Source organism: Desulfopila aestuarii DSM 18488 (genome assembly GCF_900143695.1).
Taxonomy (GTDB): domain Bacteria; phylum Desulfobacterota; class Desulfobulbia; order Desulfobulbales; family Desulfocapsaceae; genus Desulfopila; species Desulfopila aestuarii.
The window spans coordinates 229533-245777 of record NZ_FRFE01000001.1 but is presented as its reverse complement, the minus strand read 5'-3'; the positions used below and the strand labels follow the sequence as shown (position 1 = coordinate 245777).

General features: G+C 52.0%; 15 protein-coding genes. 8 read left to right on the top strand and 7 right to left on the bottom strand.

Annotated elements, in window-relative coordinates:
• Positions 1-76 precede the first annotated feature (76 nt).
• The gene (locus BUF15_RS00995; protein ID WP_073611732.1) at positions 77-1315 is read left to right on the top strand and encodes a BaiN/RdsA family NAD(P)/FAD-dependent oxidoreductase; all 1239 of its coding nucleotides are present in this window, start codon (positions 77-79) and stop codon (positions 1313-1315) included.
• A 71-nt stretch (positions 1316-1386) separates the two neighbouring features.
• Here the strand turns inward: BUF15_RS00995 and BUF15_RS00990 are convergent, their stop codons facing one another.
• Positions 1387-1923 carry a carboxymuconolactone decarboxylase family protein gene (locus BUF15_RS00990; RefSeq protein WP_073611567.1) on the bottom strand — a complete coding sequence of 179 codons (537 nt, stop codon included), beginning with the start codon at positions 1921-1923 and terminating at the stop codon, positions 1387-1389.
• A gap of 148 nt (positions 1924-2071) precedes the next feature.
• Here BUF15_RS00990 and BUF15_RS00985 point away from each other — a divergent pair, with 148 nt between their 5' ends.
• From BUF15_RS00985 to BUF15_RS00970, 4 genes are all read left to right on the top strand, one after another.
• Positions 2072-3013, top strand: a complete 942-nt coding sequence (locus BUF15_RS00985; protein WP_084553309.1) for a LysR family transcriptional regulator — start codon at positions 2072-2074, stop codon at positions 3011-3013.
• 111 nt (positions 3014-3124) lie between these two features.
• A complete protein-coding gene (locus BUF15_RS00980; protein WP_073611565.1) occupies positions 3125-4381 on the top strand; it encodes a putative DNA modification/repair radical SAM protein in 1257 nt (418 codons plus the stop codon).
• A 3-nt stretch (positions 4382-4384) separates the two neighbouring features.
• Positions 4385-5164, top strand: coding sequence for a TIGR03915 family putative DNA repair protein (locus BUF15_RS00975; protein WP_073611564.1), 780 nt, complete (start codon positions 4385-4387; stop codon positions 5162-5164).
• Positions 5165-5455: 291 nt separating this feature from the next.
• Complete coding sequence (locus BUF15_RS00970) at positions 5456-6073, top strand: nitrite reductase (RefSeq protein WP_073611563.1); 618 nt, start codon at positions 5456-5458, stop codon at positions 6071-6073.
• A gap of 55 nt (positions 6074-6128) precedes the next feature.
• On the opposite strand, the gene BUF15_RS00965 is transcribed toward BUF15_RS00970, so the two are convergent.
• From BUF15_RS00965 to BUF15_RS00940, 6 genes are all read right to left on the bottom strand, one after another.
• Positions 6129-6923 (bottom strand): YrbL family protein, encoded by a 795-nt coding sequence (locus BUF15_RS00965; protein WP_073611562.1) that lies wholly within the window; start codon positions 6921-6923, stop codon positions 6129-6131.
• Between the two features lie 186 nt (positions 6924-7109).
• The gene (locus BUF15_RS00960) at positions 7110-8225 is read right to left on the bottom strand and encodes a sodium ion-translocating decarboxylase subunit beta (protein WP_073611731.1); all 1116 of its coding nucleotides are present in this window, start codon (positions 8223-8225) and stop codon (positions 7110-7112) included.
• A gap of 471 nt (positions 8226-8696) precedes the next feature.
• Positions 8697-10469 (bottom strand): biotin/lipoyl-containing protein, encoded by a 1773-nt coding sequence (locus BUF15_RS00955; protein ID WP_073611730.1) that lies wholly within the window; start codon positions 10467-10469, stop codon positions 8697-8699.
• Between the two features lie 105 nt (positions 10470-10574).
• Entirely contained in the window at positions 10575-10856 is a 282-nt protein-coding gene (locus BUF15_RS00950) for an OadG family protein (RefSeq protein WP_073611561.1), read from the bottom strand.
• Positions 10857-11079: 223 nt separating this feature from the next.
• Complete coding sequence (locus BUF15_RS00945) at positions 11080-11364, bottom strand: antibiotic biosynthesis monooxygenase family protein (protein ID WP_073611560.1); 285 nt, start codon at positions 11362-11364, stop codon at positions 11080-11082.
• Positions 11365-11634: 270 nt separating this feature from the next.
• Positions 11635-13374, bottom strand: a complete 1740-nt coding sequence (locus BUF15_RS00940; RefSeq protein WP_073611559.1) for a vWA domain-containing protein — start codon at positions 13372-13374, stop codon at positions 11635-11637.
• 227 nt (positions 13375-13601) lie between these two features.
• On the opposite strand from BUF15_RS00940, the gene BUF15_RS00935 reads away from it, so the two are divergent.
• The 3 genes from BUF15_RS00935 (at position 13602) to pyrF (ending at position 16217) form a co-directional block, all read left to right on the top strand.
• Positions 13602-14447, top strand: a complete 846-nt coding sequence (locus tag BUF15_RS00935; RefSeq protein WP_073611558.1) for a sigma factor-like helix-turn-helix DNA-binding protein — start codon at positions 13602-13604, stop codon at positions 14445-14447.
• A 76-nt stretch (positions 14448-14523) separates the two neighbouring features.
• Positions 14524-15411, top strand: coding sequence for a hypothetical protein (locus BUF15_RS00930; protein ID WP_073611557.1), 888 nt, complete (start codon positions 14524-14526; stop codon positions 15409-15411).
• Positions 15412-15503: 92 nt separating this feature from the next.
• Positions 15504-16217 (top strand): orotidine-5'-phosphate decarboxylase, encoded by a 714-nt coding sequence (gene pyrF, locus BUF15_RS00925; protein WP_073611556.1) that lies wholly within the window; start codon positions 15504-15506, stop codon positions 16215-16217.
• Positions 16218-16245: the final 28 nt, after the last annotated feature.

The window sequence follows — 16245 nt, the reverse complement described above, 5'->3', positions numbered from 1 at the left end:
CCTTAGATTTGCTCGAACGGAGGAATCCCGCATTGGGATTCCTCTTTTTCTTCCGGAAACGAAAACAGGGAACTTCATGATCATGAATCAAGATACTATAGAAGTGGCAGTAATTGGCGGTGGTCCCGCTGGGCTGATGGCGGCGGAGGTGCTTCTCGGCAAGGGGGCAAAGGTCCATTTATATGACGGGATGCCGGCGGTGGCCAGAAAGCTGGTTGTGGCGGGGCAGAGTAATTTGAGCTTGACCCGTGCTCAGTCGGTTGACGAGCTGGTGAAGAATTATGGTGAGAGTGCGGCAGCGCTCCACCCCTTTTTGGCAGGGTTTACACCTGAGGATCTGCGGGCCTGGGCGGTAGAGCTTGGGGTGGAGACCTTTGTGGGGTCCACAGGGCAGGTTTTTCCCACCGAGATGACCTCGGATATGCTGCTTACCCGTTGGCTTACGCGGCTTGGAAAGGCGGGCCTCGTCATCCATACGCGTCATCAATGGCATGGCTGGGATGACAGCGGGGCGCTCGTTTTCAATACCGAAGAGGGCGAGAGTCATGTTGTCACCAAAGCGACTGTGCTGGCACTCGGCGGTGGCAGCTGGCCCCAGCTCGGTTCAACCGGTGAGTGGCTGTCACTACTCAGGAATAAAGGTGTTTCCGTGAACGCGCTGGAGCCTGCAAACTGTGGCTTCGATGCCAATTTTTCCGATCACTTTCGGGATCATTTTCAGGGACAGGCGATCAAGAATGTGGTGGTGACCATCGTTGATGAAAAAGATACATCTTTTTCGAGGCGAGGCGAGTTCATCGTTACTGCAACCGGTTTTGAGGGCAGCCTGCTCTATAGCTGCGGACCGATTCTGCGTCGTGAACTGGCAGAAAAGGGGAGGATGCTCATTCATCTTGACCTCTGTCCCGACCGATCAGAAGAAGCACTTGTCACGAGCCTTTCAACACCAAGGGGCAAGCGGTCTACCTCTTCGCATCTGCGCAAAACCGTGGGTATCGATGGCGTTAGAGCCGGGTTGCTGAACGAATATGCGGACCGTGGTGATTTTGGTGATCCTCAGAAACTGGCCCGCTGGATAAAAAAATTGCCGGTGGTATTGACCGGAGTACGACCCATTGCTGAGGCGATATCCACTGCTGGCGGAGTCAGTTTTGCCAGCCTTGATGACCAGCTGATGCTGCGTGATCTGCCCGGGGTCTTCTGTGCCGGCGAGATGCTGGACTGGGAAGCTCCCACCGGTGGCTATCTGCTTACCGCCTGTTTTGCCACCGGTCGGGCGGCCGGGTTTGGGGCAGCGGACTGGCTCAACCTGTAATCATCACAAGAAGAGCGAATACCCGGCACCGATCTAATTGACGGGTATTCGATTTACCTTCTTCGCTTTTATCAGAGCATACAGTTCTGATCGATCTGAAAGGCCTCCATCATAATGGAGTGATCGATCATACCCACCCCTTGGGCCAGGGCCTCCACCATCTCTTTTTCTTCCCAGCCTAATGCTTTCAATTGGGCAATATCTTCGGTGGTGGTTGAACCGGGAGTCTTCATTGCCTTCATCACAAAGACCAGCATGGCGATTTCATTTTCCTCCAGCAATGCTTTGGCAGGATCTTTTTCCATAGCCTGGATATCCTCATCGGCGAGACCCTGCTTTTTCAACATGTGTCTGTTGAAGTCCATGCAGAACGAGTAGTTGAGACTGTGAGCCGCTAAGTAACGGATATGGGACAGAAGGGCAAAGCTCAGCTTCGGATGTTTGGCAAAATAGCCAATACGTTTTAGCTGCAGTTCAAAAAGGGCGGGGCTGCAGCTGAGTACCTCCATTGGTCGTGGAATGGAACCGACATTTTTAAAAAACATATCATACCCTTCCTTGATAATTCCTGTGGCTTCTTCAGGTGCTACTGTGCTGATTAATGCCATGATTGTCTCCTGTTAAATGGTGGAATGTGCGTTTTACGGCCGCTGATTTTGCGGCGCTGCTGATTGAATTGACAATATATGGAGATTGTGTAGATAAGTAAAATGGATTAACATTATTAAATCAATTAGTAGATCTAATCGTAACGCCATGAATCAATTAGAAATCAAACATCTACGCATGGTCAGTGCCATTGCCGAGACCGGCAATATGACCCGGGCGGCGGAGAATCTCTGTCTTTCGCAGTCTGCGCTCAGCCAGCAGCTGAAGGATATTGAGAGTAAACTCGGTGCGGATCTTTTTTTTAGGGCGAGAAAGAAGATGATCCTTACACCCATTGGCAGAAAGCTGCTCGACACCGCCAGACTGGTGACCCGGCTGATGGAGGATACCGAACTCGACATCGCCAGAAGAGTCTCAGGCGATCGGGGAGAGCTCAAGATCGGGGTACAGTGCCTGTTCTGCTACAAATGGTTGCCTCAGGCTATCCATATTTTCCAGAGAAAGTTTCCGAAGGTTGAATTGATTATCGGCACAGCCGTTGATCTTGTGGAAGAGCTTGAAGCGCGAAAGTTCGACCTCATCGTCACTGCTGCGCCGGTTGGGGATGATCGTTTCAGGTATGTCCCTCTCTTTGGCGATACAATGGTTTGTGTACTCCCTATTGATCATCCCCTGAGAAGTCAGCAATATGTTGGTATCGAAGATTTTAGCCGGGTAAAGCTGATCACTCATGCCGAACGTGGAAAAAATCGATTATATCAGGCGTTGCTGAAACCGCAGGGGATTGAACCCAAGAGGTATTTGACAGTGGATCAACCACAGGCCATGCTGGAGATGGTCATGGCGGGGCTGGGCATCGGTATTTTCCCGGCATGGGCGGTCCGGGAAGCTGTGAGGACCGGTCGAGTTGTCTCCCTGCCCATAACTGATCAGGGGATACCTGTCCGTTGGCATGCGGTATCGTTACCCTCATCCACTGTGCCGGTTTTCCAGGAAGAGTTTGTCAGAATAATCGGACAGATGAAAATCAATGGTGAAGATCCACCCCAAGAAGCCGTAGCGGAGCTATTGTCAGTCGAGGTAGAATAAATCGAAAAATATACAAGGGTACTCACCCTGTGCTACCCCAGATGTGCTAGATTTTCCGTAAGAGCAGTCATGGCATGATGCCAAACCTGTCCATATCGTAGTCGAAAGAAAATGAAAACTTCGGAAAAACTTACCATTCTGGCGGATGCCGCAAAATATGATGCCTCTTGCTCCTCGAGTGGCAGCAGCCGAAGCAATACGGCTGGCGGTATCGGCAGTGCGGCAATGAGCGGTATCTGCCATAGCTGGTCGGCGGATGGCCGCTGTATCTCGCTGCTGAAAATTCTCCTGAGTAATGATTGCATCTTCGACTGTGCCTATTGCCTGAGCCGTCGCTCCAACACCCTGCCTCGGGCTACCTTCACTGCAGAAGAAGTTGCTGATCTCACCATCAACTTTTACCTGCGCAACTATATAGAAGGACTTTTTTTAAGTTCCGCTGTGTATGGTTCTCCTGACCGGACAATGGCCGATATGGTCGATGTTTGCAGATTATTGAGGAAAAAACATCGGTTCAACGGTTATATCCACCTGAAAGTCATTCCAGGATCATCACCGGAACTGGTGCGTCAGGCTGGGTTTCTGGCAGACAGGTTGAGCGTCAATATCGAGCTGCCCTCGGAGCAGTCTCTTAAGATGCTGGCCCCCCAGAAGACAAAGCGCACAATCATGGTTCCGATGCAGCAGATCGGTGAGGAGTATTCTGGTTTTCAGCGGGACCGGATGAAAAGTCGGAATGTGCCCTGTTTCTGCCCGGCGGGTCAGTCCACTCAGATGATTGTCGGTGCTTCGGCGGAGAGTGATCTGCAGATCCTGACACTTACCGAAAATCTCTATACCAGGATGCAACTGAAGCGGGTTTATTATTCAGCGTATATGGCGGTAAACACCAGCCCCAACCTGCCAGCATTGACAAGTGGGCCGCCTCTCGTGCGTGAGCACCGACTCTATCAGGCAGATTGGCTGCTCAGGTTCTACCGGTTTCAGGCCCATGAGATTCTTTCAGCCGCTCATCCCTTCCTTGATGACCGGTTGGACCCGAAAGTTGCTTGGGCACTGAGGAATTTCGACCTTTTCCCCATCGATATCAATCGAGCGAGCTATGAGGAGTTGCTGCGAGTCCCGGGCATCGGTGTCACCTCGGCCAGGCGGATTATAGCTACCCGCAGACTGTGTGCTATTCGTGAAGAGGACTTAAAAAAGATAGGGTTGGTGGTGAAACGGGCCAGACATTTCATAACCATTGGCGGAAAATATCTTGGCGATCACACCATGTCCCACCAGCAACTGGTGGGTGCCATGCGCTCGGCCGAAAAACCGGGCAGCATCAAACTTCTGCGTGAAACCCGCCAACTGCGCCTTTTTTAACATATGACATCTTCCATCTATCTTCACGACGGTTCCTTTGAGGGCATGCTCTCGGCGGTGGCTTTTGCGGTCAAGTCAGGGGGATCCGTACATGGGATATATGATGAAAAAAGCTATTCCGTTCAGCTGTTTGATATGGTCGTAACGGTGCCAACTGATTCTCTACAGGCCGAAAAACTCTTTTCCTATCTCAAAAATCTCGGGGAATACGCTGTTCAGTTCACCATCAACGGATTTCTTGGCGAGGAGAGGGCGGTCGGATTTCATCTCTACCAGATGGTCCAGCTCTGTCTGCGCCACGGGGCCAGGGCATTGGAGTTGTACCGTGACGATTCCATCCGTTATCTCTCACAGCTGTCGCGCCGGGTGAACGGCGAGGCACACCGGCTCTCCGGGCTCATCCGTTTCCGGGAGCTAAAAGAAGATATCTATTACGCCCCTTTCGAATCAGACTGTAACGTGATCGGTTACCTGGCCCGCCATTTTTCCTGCAGGATGGGCAGCCGTCAGTGGATCCTCCACGATGTTGGGCGGAATATCAGTCTGCATTGGGATGGCAGCAAGGTGCAGAGTATCGAGGTGGATTCAGCCTTTACCACCTATGTACTGGAGAACGGTGAGGTTCCTGACACCCATCTTGGCAATACCGAACGGTACTATCAGCAACTCTGGCAGTCATTTCATGCCACCATCGCGAATCCGGACCGGGAAAATCGTAAACTGCAGCGACAGCTCATGCCGAAAAGGTATTGGCGTTATCTGGTTGAGATGCGCGGGAATTGAAATCCCGTGTATTTATTGTAATGTAAACTATTTATTTCATAGAGTAAGATTTGTTTTCCACCGTGTTTGGTGTGCTGATTCGTGGTGTGAGAAAGAAGAGGTGTGGTGAGTATCCTGTTTGAATGTTTTTAATAAAAATTCTCTCAAAGCTATCCCTCAGATGCCGACATTATGCTATCATCGTTTCCTTTTTGTAGGCAAAAAAAGGTCAGCGTAGCAGCCGAAGCTGCCGGTCAGGAGCTTGGTTGGAATAAATAATCTGGAAGTCTGAATATCATAGAAGGAGTTGTAATGAGTGAGGTGAAAAAGGTGAGTATTACGGTGTTGCTTCCTTCGGGAATGTTGCCGCTGGAGTGGATGGCCGCTGCACAAAGGATCGCCGTGCAATATTCTTTAAGAATATATTTATCAAACGCTCAGAACCTGCGTTTCATTGATGTACCCGAGGATGTGGCGGATACCATAAAAGCAGAATTACAAGCTTTGGGTTGTGAGCTGAAGGGGCCTGGAAAATTCCCTATTCCAAAGGTTTGCATCGGCCAAGGGCATTGTAATCTCGGTCTTATAGATACCGAGAAGCTGAGTAACAGAATTCTCGAAAAATTTTCTTCACGTGCCCACACCAAAGCAAAATTTAAAATTGCTGTTGCTGCCTGTCCGCTGTCCTGCTCCGATACCAAGACCAGTGATATCGGCATCGTGGCCACCCGTATCGGGTTTGAGGTGTTTGCCGGCGGCAAGGGGGGACCCTTCCCTAAGGTCGGGCGAAGGATAGAACGAAATTGCGATGAAGAGCGAATGCTTGAGATTATTGCAGAACTGGTTGAGTTTCACGACCAGAAGACAGAACAAAAGCAGCGGATGAATAAACTGTTGGACGATGCTGAGTTCCCATTTGCCGAAATGTGATCTGGGGTACCTTTTCGTGCCGGGGGCTACCTGGATTTCAGACCCCGTTTCGCTGTTATTCGGTACCTTCGACCTGTTCAAAGTCAAAGCTTTTAGCAGCTGAACGCGCCTTGTGTTCAGCTCTTTGGCTTGCAGTCGGTGGCGTTCCGAGCCATTCTATCATGCGCTTTCTGAACCGGCTGACCTTGCTGAGGACTCTCAGTTTCGCAAACCATGTTGCATAATCGGCAAAAGGAATGAGATCAGCACATCCAATGGCGTCAATGTGGTAGAGGCGGATCTCATTCTCGTTCAGTCGGCAGATCATAATGTTGGTGTAGGCCATTTCCCGGAGCATGATCCCGTGATCAAGCTGCCAGGAAAAGAAATCCTGTAGGGCCATCCAGAGTTTGTCCCTTTCCTCTGCAGTCAAGGGCTGGCCGCGATGTTTGATATCTTTGAGTGTCGTGCAGGGTTTTCCATCAAAGTCCTGAATACGCTGCCAGACAACTCCAACCCCAAGATCGGTTTCAACAAAGCCATAGCACCGGGGAATATGCTGAAACATGTTTCCGTCTTTTCTACGTTCCAGTCTCTCTGCATACCTCACATCGACGAAATTATAGTCGAGAGATTCTTTACGGCATATTCGGGAAAGATAGAAGATTGTATCGCGCATCCCTCGGATATTGAGGTTATCGAGCGAGCGCTGGGGGATTTTGATGCAGAGATCGGGTCTTTCAGGATGCGGGTAGACCACCCGGTCTTCGCCGCTGCCAAGGGGAGGTATGTTACTAAGTGTAATCACTGGGAGTAGAGAAAGGGGAAATCTGTTGAGATGCGTTGGTCGGATTGTGTATCCGGTCCTCATGCAAACTTCATGAAGTCTTCATATCTGACCTAACTTACCAGTGGGCTGGCAAAAAGCAAATTGAAAAGACCATTTGAGTAAAGCTTTTTCGCGGACTGAACATCCTGCTGTTGAATAAAAAAAGGCGCGTATCCGATCTGAACTGATCAAATACGCGCCCTTAATGGTGCATTGTTCTGGCGTTTGTTACAATAGGGCCAAAAGTACACCAGCGGCAACGGCCGAACCGATGACGCCGGAGACGTTGGCTCCCATGGCGTGCATGAGCAGGTGATTCTGGGGGTTGGCTTCAAGGCCCACTTTGTTGACTACGCGGGCTGCCATGGGTACGGCTGAAACACCTGCCGCGCCAATGAGTGGATTAATCGGGGTCTTGGACAGCTTGTTCATCAGCTTGGCCATGAGCACACCGCCGGCAGTACCGATACCAAAAGCGATCATGCCAAGCATCAGGATGCCAAGGGTCTCGACATTCAGAAACTTGTCAGCGGAGAGTTTGGAACCGACACCAAGTCCTAAGAAAATTGTCACGGTATACATCAGTGCATTTTTAATGGTATCGGCCATCCTGTCGATTACTCCGCATTCCTTAGCCAGATTGCCGAGCATGAACATACCGATCAGAGGTGCTGCGGAAGGCAGCAGCGTTGCGCAGATGCCTAATACCAGAAGCGGCAGGATGATTTTCTCGACCCGTGACACGTGTCTCAGCTGAACCATCTTGATCTTTCGCTCTTCACTGGTGGTCAGCCATTTCATGATCGGTGGCTGGATGATCGGTACCAAGGCCATATAGGAATACGCGGCGATGGCGATGGAGCCGAGCAAGCGCGGCGACAGCTGGCTAGAAAGGAAGATGGCAGTCGGTCCGTCCGCACCGCCGATGATGCCAATGGATGCGGCGTCACGCAGTGAGAAGTTGATGCCAGGAACAAAATCTGAAAGAAAAAGCGCACCAAGGAGGGTGGTAAAGATACCGAGCTGAGCAGCGCCGCCAAGCAGAATTGTCTTCGGGTTGGCGATCATCGGCCCGAAGTCGGTCAGCGCGCCGACACCCATGAAGATGAGCAGCGGGAAGACGCCGGTCATAATGCCGATTTCGTAGATATAATAAAGAATTCCGCCAGGCTCGGCAATACCGGCAAGAGGGATGTTCGAGAGAACGGCACCAAAACCAATAGGGATCAGCAGCAGCGGTTCGAATCCCTTGGCGATGCCAAGATAGAGCAGTAACAGGCCGACTCCGATCATGAGTACCCGGCCGATGCCCACCGTCCAGTCTTTGTTTATCTGGCCGTCAATAATGCCGTACACACCGGTGGTCTTGAACAGGTTACCAAAGAGTTCGGAGATGGAGGGCAATTCATGCGAGGCTCCAGTCACCGGTACGTCAGCGACGATTACCGATGGCTCCATAGTCGCAATGACTTCGTTTTCCTTGACTTTTTGATATGATTCGACAGAAAGCGTGGCGATTTTGCCGGCGATGCCGGCTTTCAGCACGATTAATGTCCCGTCTTCTTTTTTTAGGGTGGCGATATGGTCACCACTGTAGATGTATTCACCGGATGCGACATCGATCCGGATAACCTTGCCATCTGCAGGAGACACAATGTCCACCGTCGTCTCCGCTCCCATAACCTGGCCTGCCCCGAAAAGGACGCCAAGTGTAAAAAGGAGCGTGAGCAATCGTATCTTCATATTGCTTTCCTAGAATAAACGACAGAGTATAGGCTCCCGCAAAAAACAGGAGCCTGTGAATAGGTGTTTCCCTTAAGCGATAGTCACCAGCGGCTCACCGGTCTGGACCGTGTCACCAACAGCTACATGGAGGGCCACTATTTTGCCGGCGCTGGGTGACTTGACATCGGATTCCATTTTCATGGCTTCCATTACCACCAGCGGCTGGTCCTTCGCGACCGTATCGCCAACGGCTACCAGGACTTTCAGGATATTGCCCGGGGTAGGTGCATCGACGTCGGTGCCTTCGACAGCTGTAGCCGGGGCAGCGGCAGGCGCTGCTGCCGCAGGGGTAGCCTGAATGCCACCCGCCTCAGAAACGGAAACGTTGTAGGGGCGGCTGTTGACGGTAATGGTGTAGTTACGCGGACCCATCGGCGCTGGAGCCGCAGCGGCAACTGCTTTTCCGGCAGCTTTCTTTTCCGCCGGTTTTTCATCGGTGATCTTGCGGACGTTGACCTTCGCGTTCCCGAGTAGGAAGTCGAGCCCTTTGGATTCGCAGCTGGCAATGATGAAGATGTTTTCATCTGTTACCGGCAGCTTGTTTTCCTCAAGGATCTTGGTGGCCTTCGGAATGCCTGGCTCAAGGATATCCAGAGGATCGTCGGTAAAGACCGGCATTTCAAGTTGTTCGGAGGCGAGTTTCACGATTTCGGGGTCGGCAGGTACCGGAGTGCGGCCGAAGTAGCCGAGCACCATCTTACCATAGCTCGGGTTGATCTTCTTCCACTTGCCCTGGGTAACGTTGAGATAGGCCTGCTGGAAATAGAACTGGGAAACCGGGGTAACGGAGGTGCCAAAGCCACCGCGGGCCACGACCTCGGACATTTCTTTGATGACCTGGGGGTAGAGATGCAGGGTGCCGGTATCGCGCATCATCATGGTATTGGCTGTAAGCGCTCCGCCCGGCATGGGCGACAGGGTAACGGCCGGAGAGACCATTTTGGCTTCCGGTGGGAAAAAGTAGTCTTTCATTGCATCTTCAAAGGCATCGACAGCCACCAGTATTTTCTCGTAGTCGAGATCAAGGGTGTAGTCGGTTCCTTTTAAGGCGTGCATCATTGAGAGGATGTCCGGCTGGCAGGTACCACCGGAAACCGGTGATTTGGCGAGGTCGACACCGTCGGCTCCGCCTTCTATAGCTGCCATGTTCTGGGAGATGCCAAGGCCAGCAGTATCGTGGGTGTGGAACCAGAGGATGGTGTCCTCTGAGACGATCTGGCGGGCAGCCTTCAGGGTCTCATAAACTTTTCTTGGATTTGAGGTTCCGGAGGCATCCTTGAAGCAGATGGAGTGAAACGGGATGCCTGCGGCCAGAATCTGCTTGAGCCGATCAATATAGAATTCGGGATCGTGGGCGCCGGAGCAACCAGGAGGCAATTCCATCATCGAGATTACCACCTGATGGTTCAGGCCATGATGGGCAATGCGCTCGCCGGAATATTCGAGGTTACGCACGTCGTTTAAGGCATCGAAGTTACGGATCGTGGTCATGCCGTGCTTTTTAAACATTTTGGCATGCAGATCGATAATATCGCGCGGGCACTGGCTGAGTGCCACCACATTGATACCGCGGGCGAGGGTCTGGAGGGCGACGTTGGGGCCGACTTCGGTCCGGAAACGATCCATCATGTCGAACGCCGACTCACCACAATAAAAAAACAGACTCTGGAACCGGGCACCCCCGCCGGCTTCGATGTTATCAATACCTGCTTCGACGCTGGCTTTTACTGCCGGCATGAAATCGTCTGTCAATACCCTTGCCCCGAAAACGGATTGAAAACCATCCCGGAAGGATGTGTCCATAAATTTGATGACTTTCTTGCCCACGTTTTTCTCCTCGCTTGAGTTTGTATTTCTTGCTCTCGTTCCGTGAAAGAGGCGCACAACCTTATGTCTTTCGGAAACGATTTAGATCATTGCAAATTTTTCAGCTTCATAGGCCGCTACCGCTGCGGCGATTGCAGCTATCTCCTCATCTGCATCTGCGTTAACAGCTGTATCTTGCTTGGCCTGTTTTTCGCGTCGTGTTCGGGCCAGCAGTTCACGTTCGAGCTTGATTGCGTCAAGCTCTCGTGCTGCTGCGCCACGGGTGAGACGGGAAACGAGACCAATGAGATAGATCATCAGCGTGAGGAAGAGCATGACGGTTGTCATGCCGATGAACATCAGTTTAATGCCTTCAATGATCATGCCGGGTACACCTCCCTTGTGAAGGATGACTGGTATAAAAAACAAACCACACGCGCCACTCTACACTATGCATAGAGGGCGTACAAATGCATTGCAATAATTGAAATAATCAGAATATCTGATAGATATGCGAGAAGTAACATATTTCAAAGGAATTCCTAGCAACTTCTCGCACAAAATCAAGGGTGGTGGGCTGCAGGAGAAATGGGGAAATACCAGATAGTTAAATCTCGTAAATTGCGTATTCCGTTTTCTCTCCGAGCAGATTGTCTATTTCGGCTTGAATTTTTATGCGCTGCTCGTTGTTGAACCAGGCGTTCCAATCTTCCTGTGAACGCCAAGTGCTGATTACCATACACTCGTCATCATGGTCAAGGCGCTTGAGTGTTTCTCCATAAATATAGCCAGGTTGGCTCAATGTGAGCGCTCTCAGCTTTTTGAGCAATACCGTCAGCTCAAGGATGTTTGCCGGGGCTACTTTACGTCGGATGAAGATTTTTACGGTCATGATGTTTTCTCCTTATCTGTAAAGTCCGGTAACATCGGTGATAAACAGCTGTGCACCGTAAGAATTACCGAAATAACGACGCAATACCCGAAGGGTCTGCGCTGCAGAATGGCTACAGTTTCTCCTGTGCCATAGAGAAATGGTATAGAGAAATTGTTATTTTGTAAAGGTGTCTGCGGATTCCGTAAAGGGGTGAGAGGGGATGCGTCGGTGTGGCTGACGCATCCCGGATAGAAAGCAGGTGTCCAGTCATGCGTGATCAGTCGTTCCTTAGTGACTGATCAGTTCAGCCATTTCCAGCAAACGTATAAACTCCGCCCGGTAGCCATCGTCATCCTGGCCGCGACTGTTTCGGGCCAGTTTGAGTAGCTCGGCATACTGCAGATCCTTTATATGGTTCGATTGTTTCAGGTACATGCCAAAACCAGCCACCGAGGCGGCAAACCGGAAATCATCCGAGGTCTGGTAAAGAGCTTTCACTCCATTCGTTACCGCCAATTCCTGGGCCACTGAGGTTTCCTGTCCTTTTGGTTTATAGCGCAGTTTGACGGTCATGAGTTCGCCCTTATGGCTGGTGGACTGTGCTGGCATGCGGTATTTGAGACCATCAACGTCAGGGATGCCGGCGCCGCCGGGAGGGATTATCTCATAGAGGGCGGTGACGGTATGGCCGAGGCCGATCTCTCCGGCATCCTTGCTGTCATCCTTGAAATCCTCATCTGCCAATACCCTGTTCTCATAACCGATCAGCCGGTAGGCCCCGACCAGGGCCGGGTTGAATTCGACCTGGATCTTGACGTCACTCGCCAGGGTGAACAGGGTGGACGCGCGCTCTTTAATCAGCACCTTCTTGGCCTCGAGCAGCGAGTCGATATAGGCATAGTTGCCGTTGCCGCTGTCGGCCAGAATCTCCATGGTGTCGTCGTGGTAATTACCCATGCCGAAACCGAGCACGGTGAGAAAGACTCCGGTTTTACGTTTCTCGGTGATCAACTGCTGGAGGTCGCCGCGGTCGGTGACTCCAACGTTGAAGTCGCCGTCGGAGGCAAGAATCACCCGGTTGTTGCCGCTGGGCATAAATGTCTGCCCGGCAAGGGCATAGGCGGTCTGGATGCCGCTGGAGGCGTGGGTGGAACCACCGGAAGTGAGCTGGCTGATCGCTTTGCGGATTTCTTCTTTTTTGTCTCCCGAGGTGGGGAGCAGTACAACACTGTCGTTTCCTGCGTAGACCACAATTGACAGCCTGTCACGGGCGGTAAGCTGGTCGGCAAGGAGCAGCATCGATTGCTGCAGGAGCGGCAACTTGTTCTGATCCTGCATCGAGCCGGATACATCGATCAGAAAAACGAGGTTTGAAGGAACCATTGCTTCTTGTTGCATGCTTTTTGCCTTAAGACCGATCTTGACCAGCTGGTGGCCGGAGTGCCAGGGGGCAGGCCCGGCCTCAGCAATGAGATTAAAGGGGCCCGATTCGGGCTCAGGGTAATTGTAGGTAAAATAGTTGATCATCTCTTCGATTCGTACCGCCCCTGTCGGCGGCAGGCTACCTTCGTTGATAAATCGTCTGATGTTGGCGTAGGAGGCGGTATCGACGTCGATGGAGAAAGTGGAGAGCGGATCGTTGCTGGCGTTGATAAAGGTGTTTTCCCGAACAGGGGTGTACGATTCGCTGTTAAGCTGTATCGGCTGGGGCCTGGTGTAATCAGCCATAACGTTGGGAGCTGTTGCCGGGAGGGCCATGTCTACGGAGCACGCCACAAAGTCGGCGTCACGCTCCTCGTATCGGCCCGCTTTGGCTACCGGCTGTGAGGGTGCTGAAACTGACGACTCCTGGACTGCGAGCCGGGTTGTTGGTGGTGGTTGAGGTTCTTCTTTTTTACGTTTCTCTACGTATGCTGGGGTTGTTGAAATCGTAGTCTGGTCTGTGGGCTGCCTCGTATCGGTGCAGCCGGAAAAAAAGGTGAGGGCAGTTGCCAGGGCGATGAGGCAAGTGGCGTTTGGTCGTGACATTGATCTTCTCCTTGAGATGGTAGTGTGAACTCAAACTGCTGTCTGCTCTCAATGACGGACCTGTTAGGAGAATGTGTCGCAACCGATATTGAAACTTTCGGGCGGTAGATAAAAAAAAAGAAGGATACTCTCCTTTCGTTGTTTGTAACATATTGAATTTATGAGTTTATATTGTTCACATTTGACTTTTTTGTTTTTCTTTTCAGAAAAGCAGGTATATCTGCAGCATGGACCTGGTGAAGAAGAAAGAGGAGACCGGCTCATTTGGTTGGAAAGAGAAAATCCTGGCAAATTGGGAGCTGATCAACCGGTTGGCGCGGCGACGTTTTGGCAATAGCCCGTTGGCTGAGGAGGCGGCGCTTCGAGTGCTTGATCAGCTGATGGAAAAAGATGCGGATCGCCTCCAGAGCTATACGGGAAAGGGGGAACCCGCTGCTTTTCTGGCGGCGGTCAGTTGGCGCCTTCTGGAGGATTTTGCCCGCAGCCGGTTTGGTCGCAGGCGGCCTCCGCGCTGGATCCGTCATTTGGGAGGATTCTGGGAGAACCTCTATACATTGCTCTGTCTCGAGCGGGTTGATATCATGGAAGCAATCGCCATGGTCTCTCAGCGCGAGACAGCAGTATTCAATGCCGAAGTCGAAGAGGCCGCCTGGGCTATCCGCCAGCAGGTGCGTGACTGCGGCGCCCACCAGGGGCTCGAAGTACAGTTCGACGAAGAGGAGACCTCGGCGGCTAAAAGTTCCGGTGGAGCTGGAGCACAGGTAGAGTTCCTGGAAATGAAGGAGAAAAAGGAGCTTTTTGCCGAACTTTTTTCCGCCCTGACTGCACTTTCGGAAGATCGCATTGAAGAAAACGCTGGCCGTCTCAGTCTGCTCAACATTCGCCTCAGTACGGAGGAGCGGTTGTTGCTCCGGCTCTGTTTCTGTGATGACCTGCCAATTGCCCGGGCAGGCGAGATGCTTGGGTTGAACCGGCATCAGGTCAATGGGCGGTTGCGTCGGCTCCTTGGTCGGTTGCGCAGCGAGCTGACGGCTGTTGGACTTGACCGTGAGCTGCAGGAGTTACTGAGATAGTGTTTGCAACACAATTGTCGTCGCGGTCCGTCATACAGGAGAACAGCGATCACTAACACTCATTGGGATATCCCTCATGGCGAAAATTGATAAACTTGATGATCGGAAAAAAGGCGACAGGCTGACGGCGCAGCTGGGGCTGGGCGCAGCCGAGCAGGTTGAGGCTACAGGAGCATGTCTCACCCCTGACCAGCTGGCCGATGTGGCCACCAACCACTGTTCCCCTGAAGAAAGAAAGGCGGCGCTTGCTCATTTCAGTAGTTGTCGAAGGTGCTATGATGCCTGGGTGGGGGTGAGCCTTTCTCTGGTGGCTATGGAGAGCGGACTCGAGCGGCGGAAACGGCCGCTGCTGTCACTTCGCAATATGGGGTATCTCGGCTCTGCCGTAGCCATAGCTGCCAGCGTCGTTGTCTTCTTCAATATCAAAGGTGACCTTATCCAGACCACCATGCCGGTTCCTGCTGAGAAAGCGTTGGAGCAGGTACAGCCGTCTGAGGCGGAGAGACCAGAGCAGCAGTTGTTGATGAAGGAGGAGGATAATGCTCCCTCGGCGACTACGCCATCAGCAGAGACCCGAAACAAAGCAAAAAGAGCTGAGATGCCGTTAGCCGAGCCCGCAGCGAAAAGCGTTGTAGGAAAAAGTGTGCCGGCACCGATGGCGCCACCTGCGGCTTTAGATCAGGATACAATCCGGTTGGAAGCGGGAATTGTGATCACGTCATCCGGATGGTTGTCCGGGCTTGAGCGCTATTGCCGGGAAAAGCGTTATCATGAAAATCCGGCTCAGTGGAATCTCTTGCGAGAAGAGGGTCTGCAGCTTCGAGAAAGTGAAACTGATACTGTTCTCATGGAAAAACTGTCGGCGATATTAGCAACGATGAACGTCACCACGGAATTGGATGAAGTCATTGTCCAGTGCGGTGTAATCCTGCCGTTACTTGCAGGAGAGGACAAGAAAGAGTAAATAGACCATGCACCGAAAAACGATGGCGTATGACCTGAGTGGCAGGGCCAGAAAAGAGTCTTGCCGGTAAAATTTGTGAAAGAGAGAACACCATGAGTGAACAACATATTCCCTTAAAAGACCGTATTATTGTGGCGCTGGATGTGGACGACCCGGCAAAGGCCAAGGAGATGGTCAAAAAATGCGAGTCGCATATCGGATTCTTCAAAGTTGGTCTGCAGCTCTTTATGGCCGATTGGTTCAACATTGTCGACTGGATTGTCGACCGTGGCCATAAGGTCATGCTCGACCTGAAATTTTTTGATATTCCCGAAACGGTGAAACTGGCAGTAGAGCAGGTCAACAGCCGCGGTGTAACATTTGCCACCATTCATGGCAACGACCCGATTATTCGGGCTGCCGTCGAGGCGCGGGGCGATATGCAGCTTCTGGCGGTGACAGTCTTGACCAGTTTTGGCGAGGAAGACCTGCGAGCTATGGGGATGACCCAGTCTGTTGAGGATCTGGTCTATTTTCGTGCCAAACGGGCGCTTGAATTGGGCTGCGACGGGGTGGTCTCATCAGGGCTCGAGGCAGAGCGGATGCGGCGCGATCTTGGTGAAAAGCTGCTGATAGTCACTCCCGGTATCCGTCCGGGTGCCAATATTGAGGATTCCGGCGATGATCAAAAACGGATCGTCACCGCGGGCATGGCCATCGCTCATGGTGCCAACCATGTGGTGGTCGGCCGTCCGATCACCAAGGCCGAGGACCCGATTCGGGTGATCGAGCTGATGCAGCAGGATATAGTCGCCTCTGGCAGATAGCAGTATGACGAATCAGCAAACCCAGGAG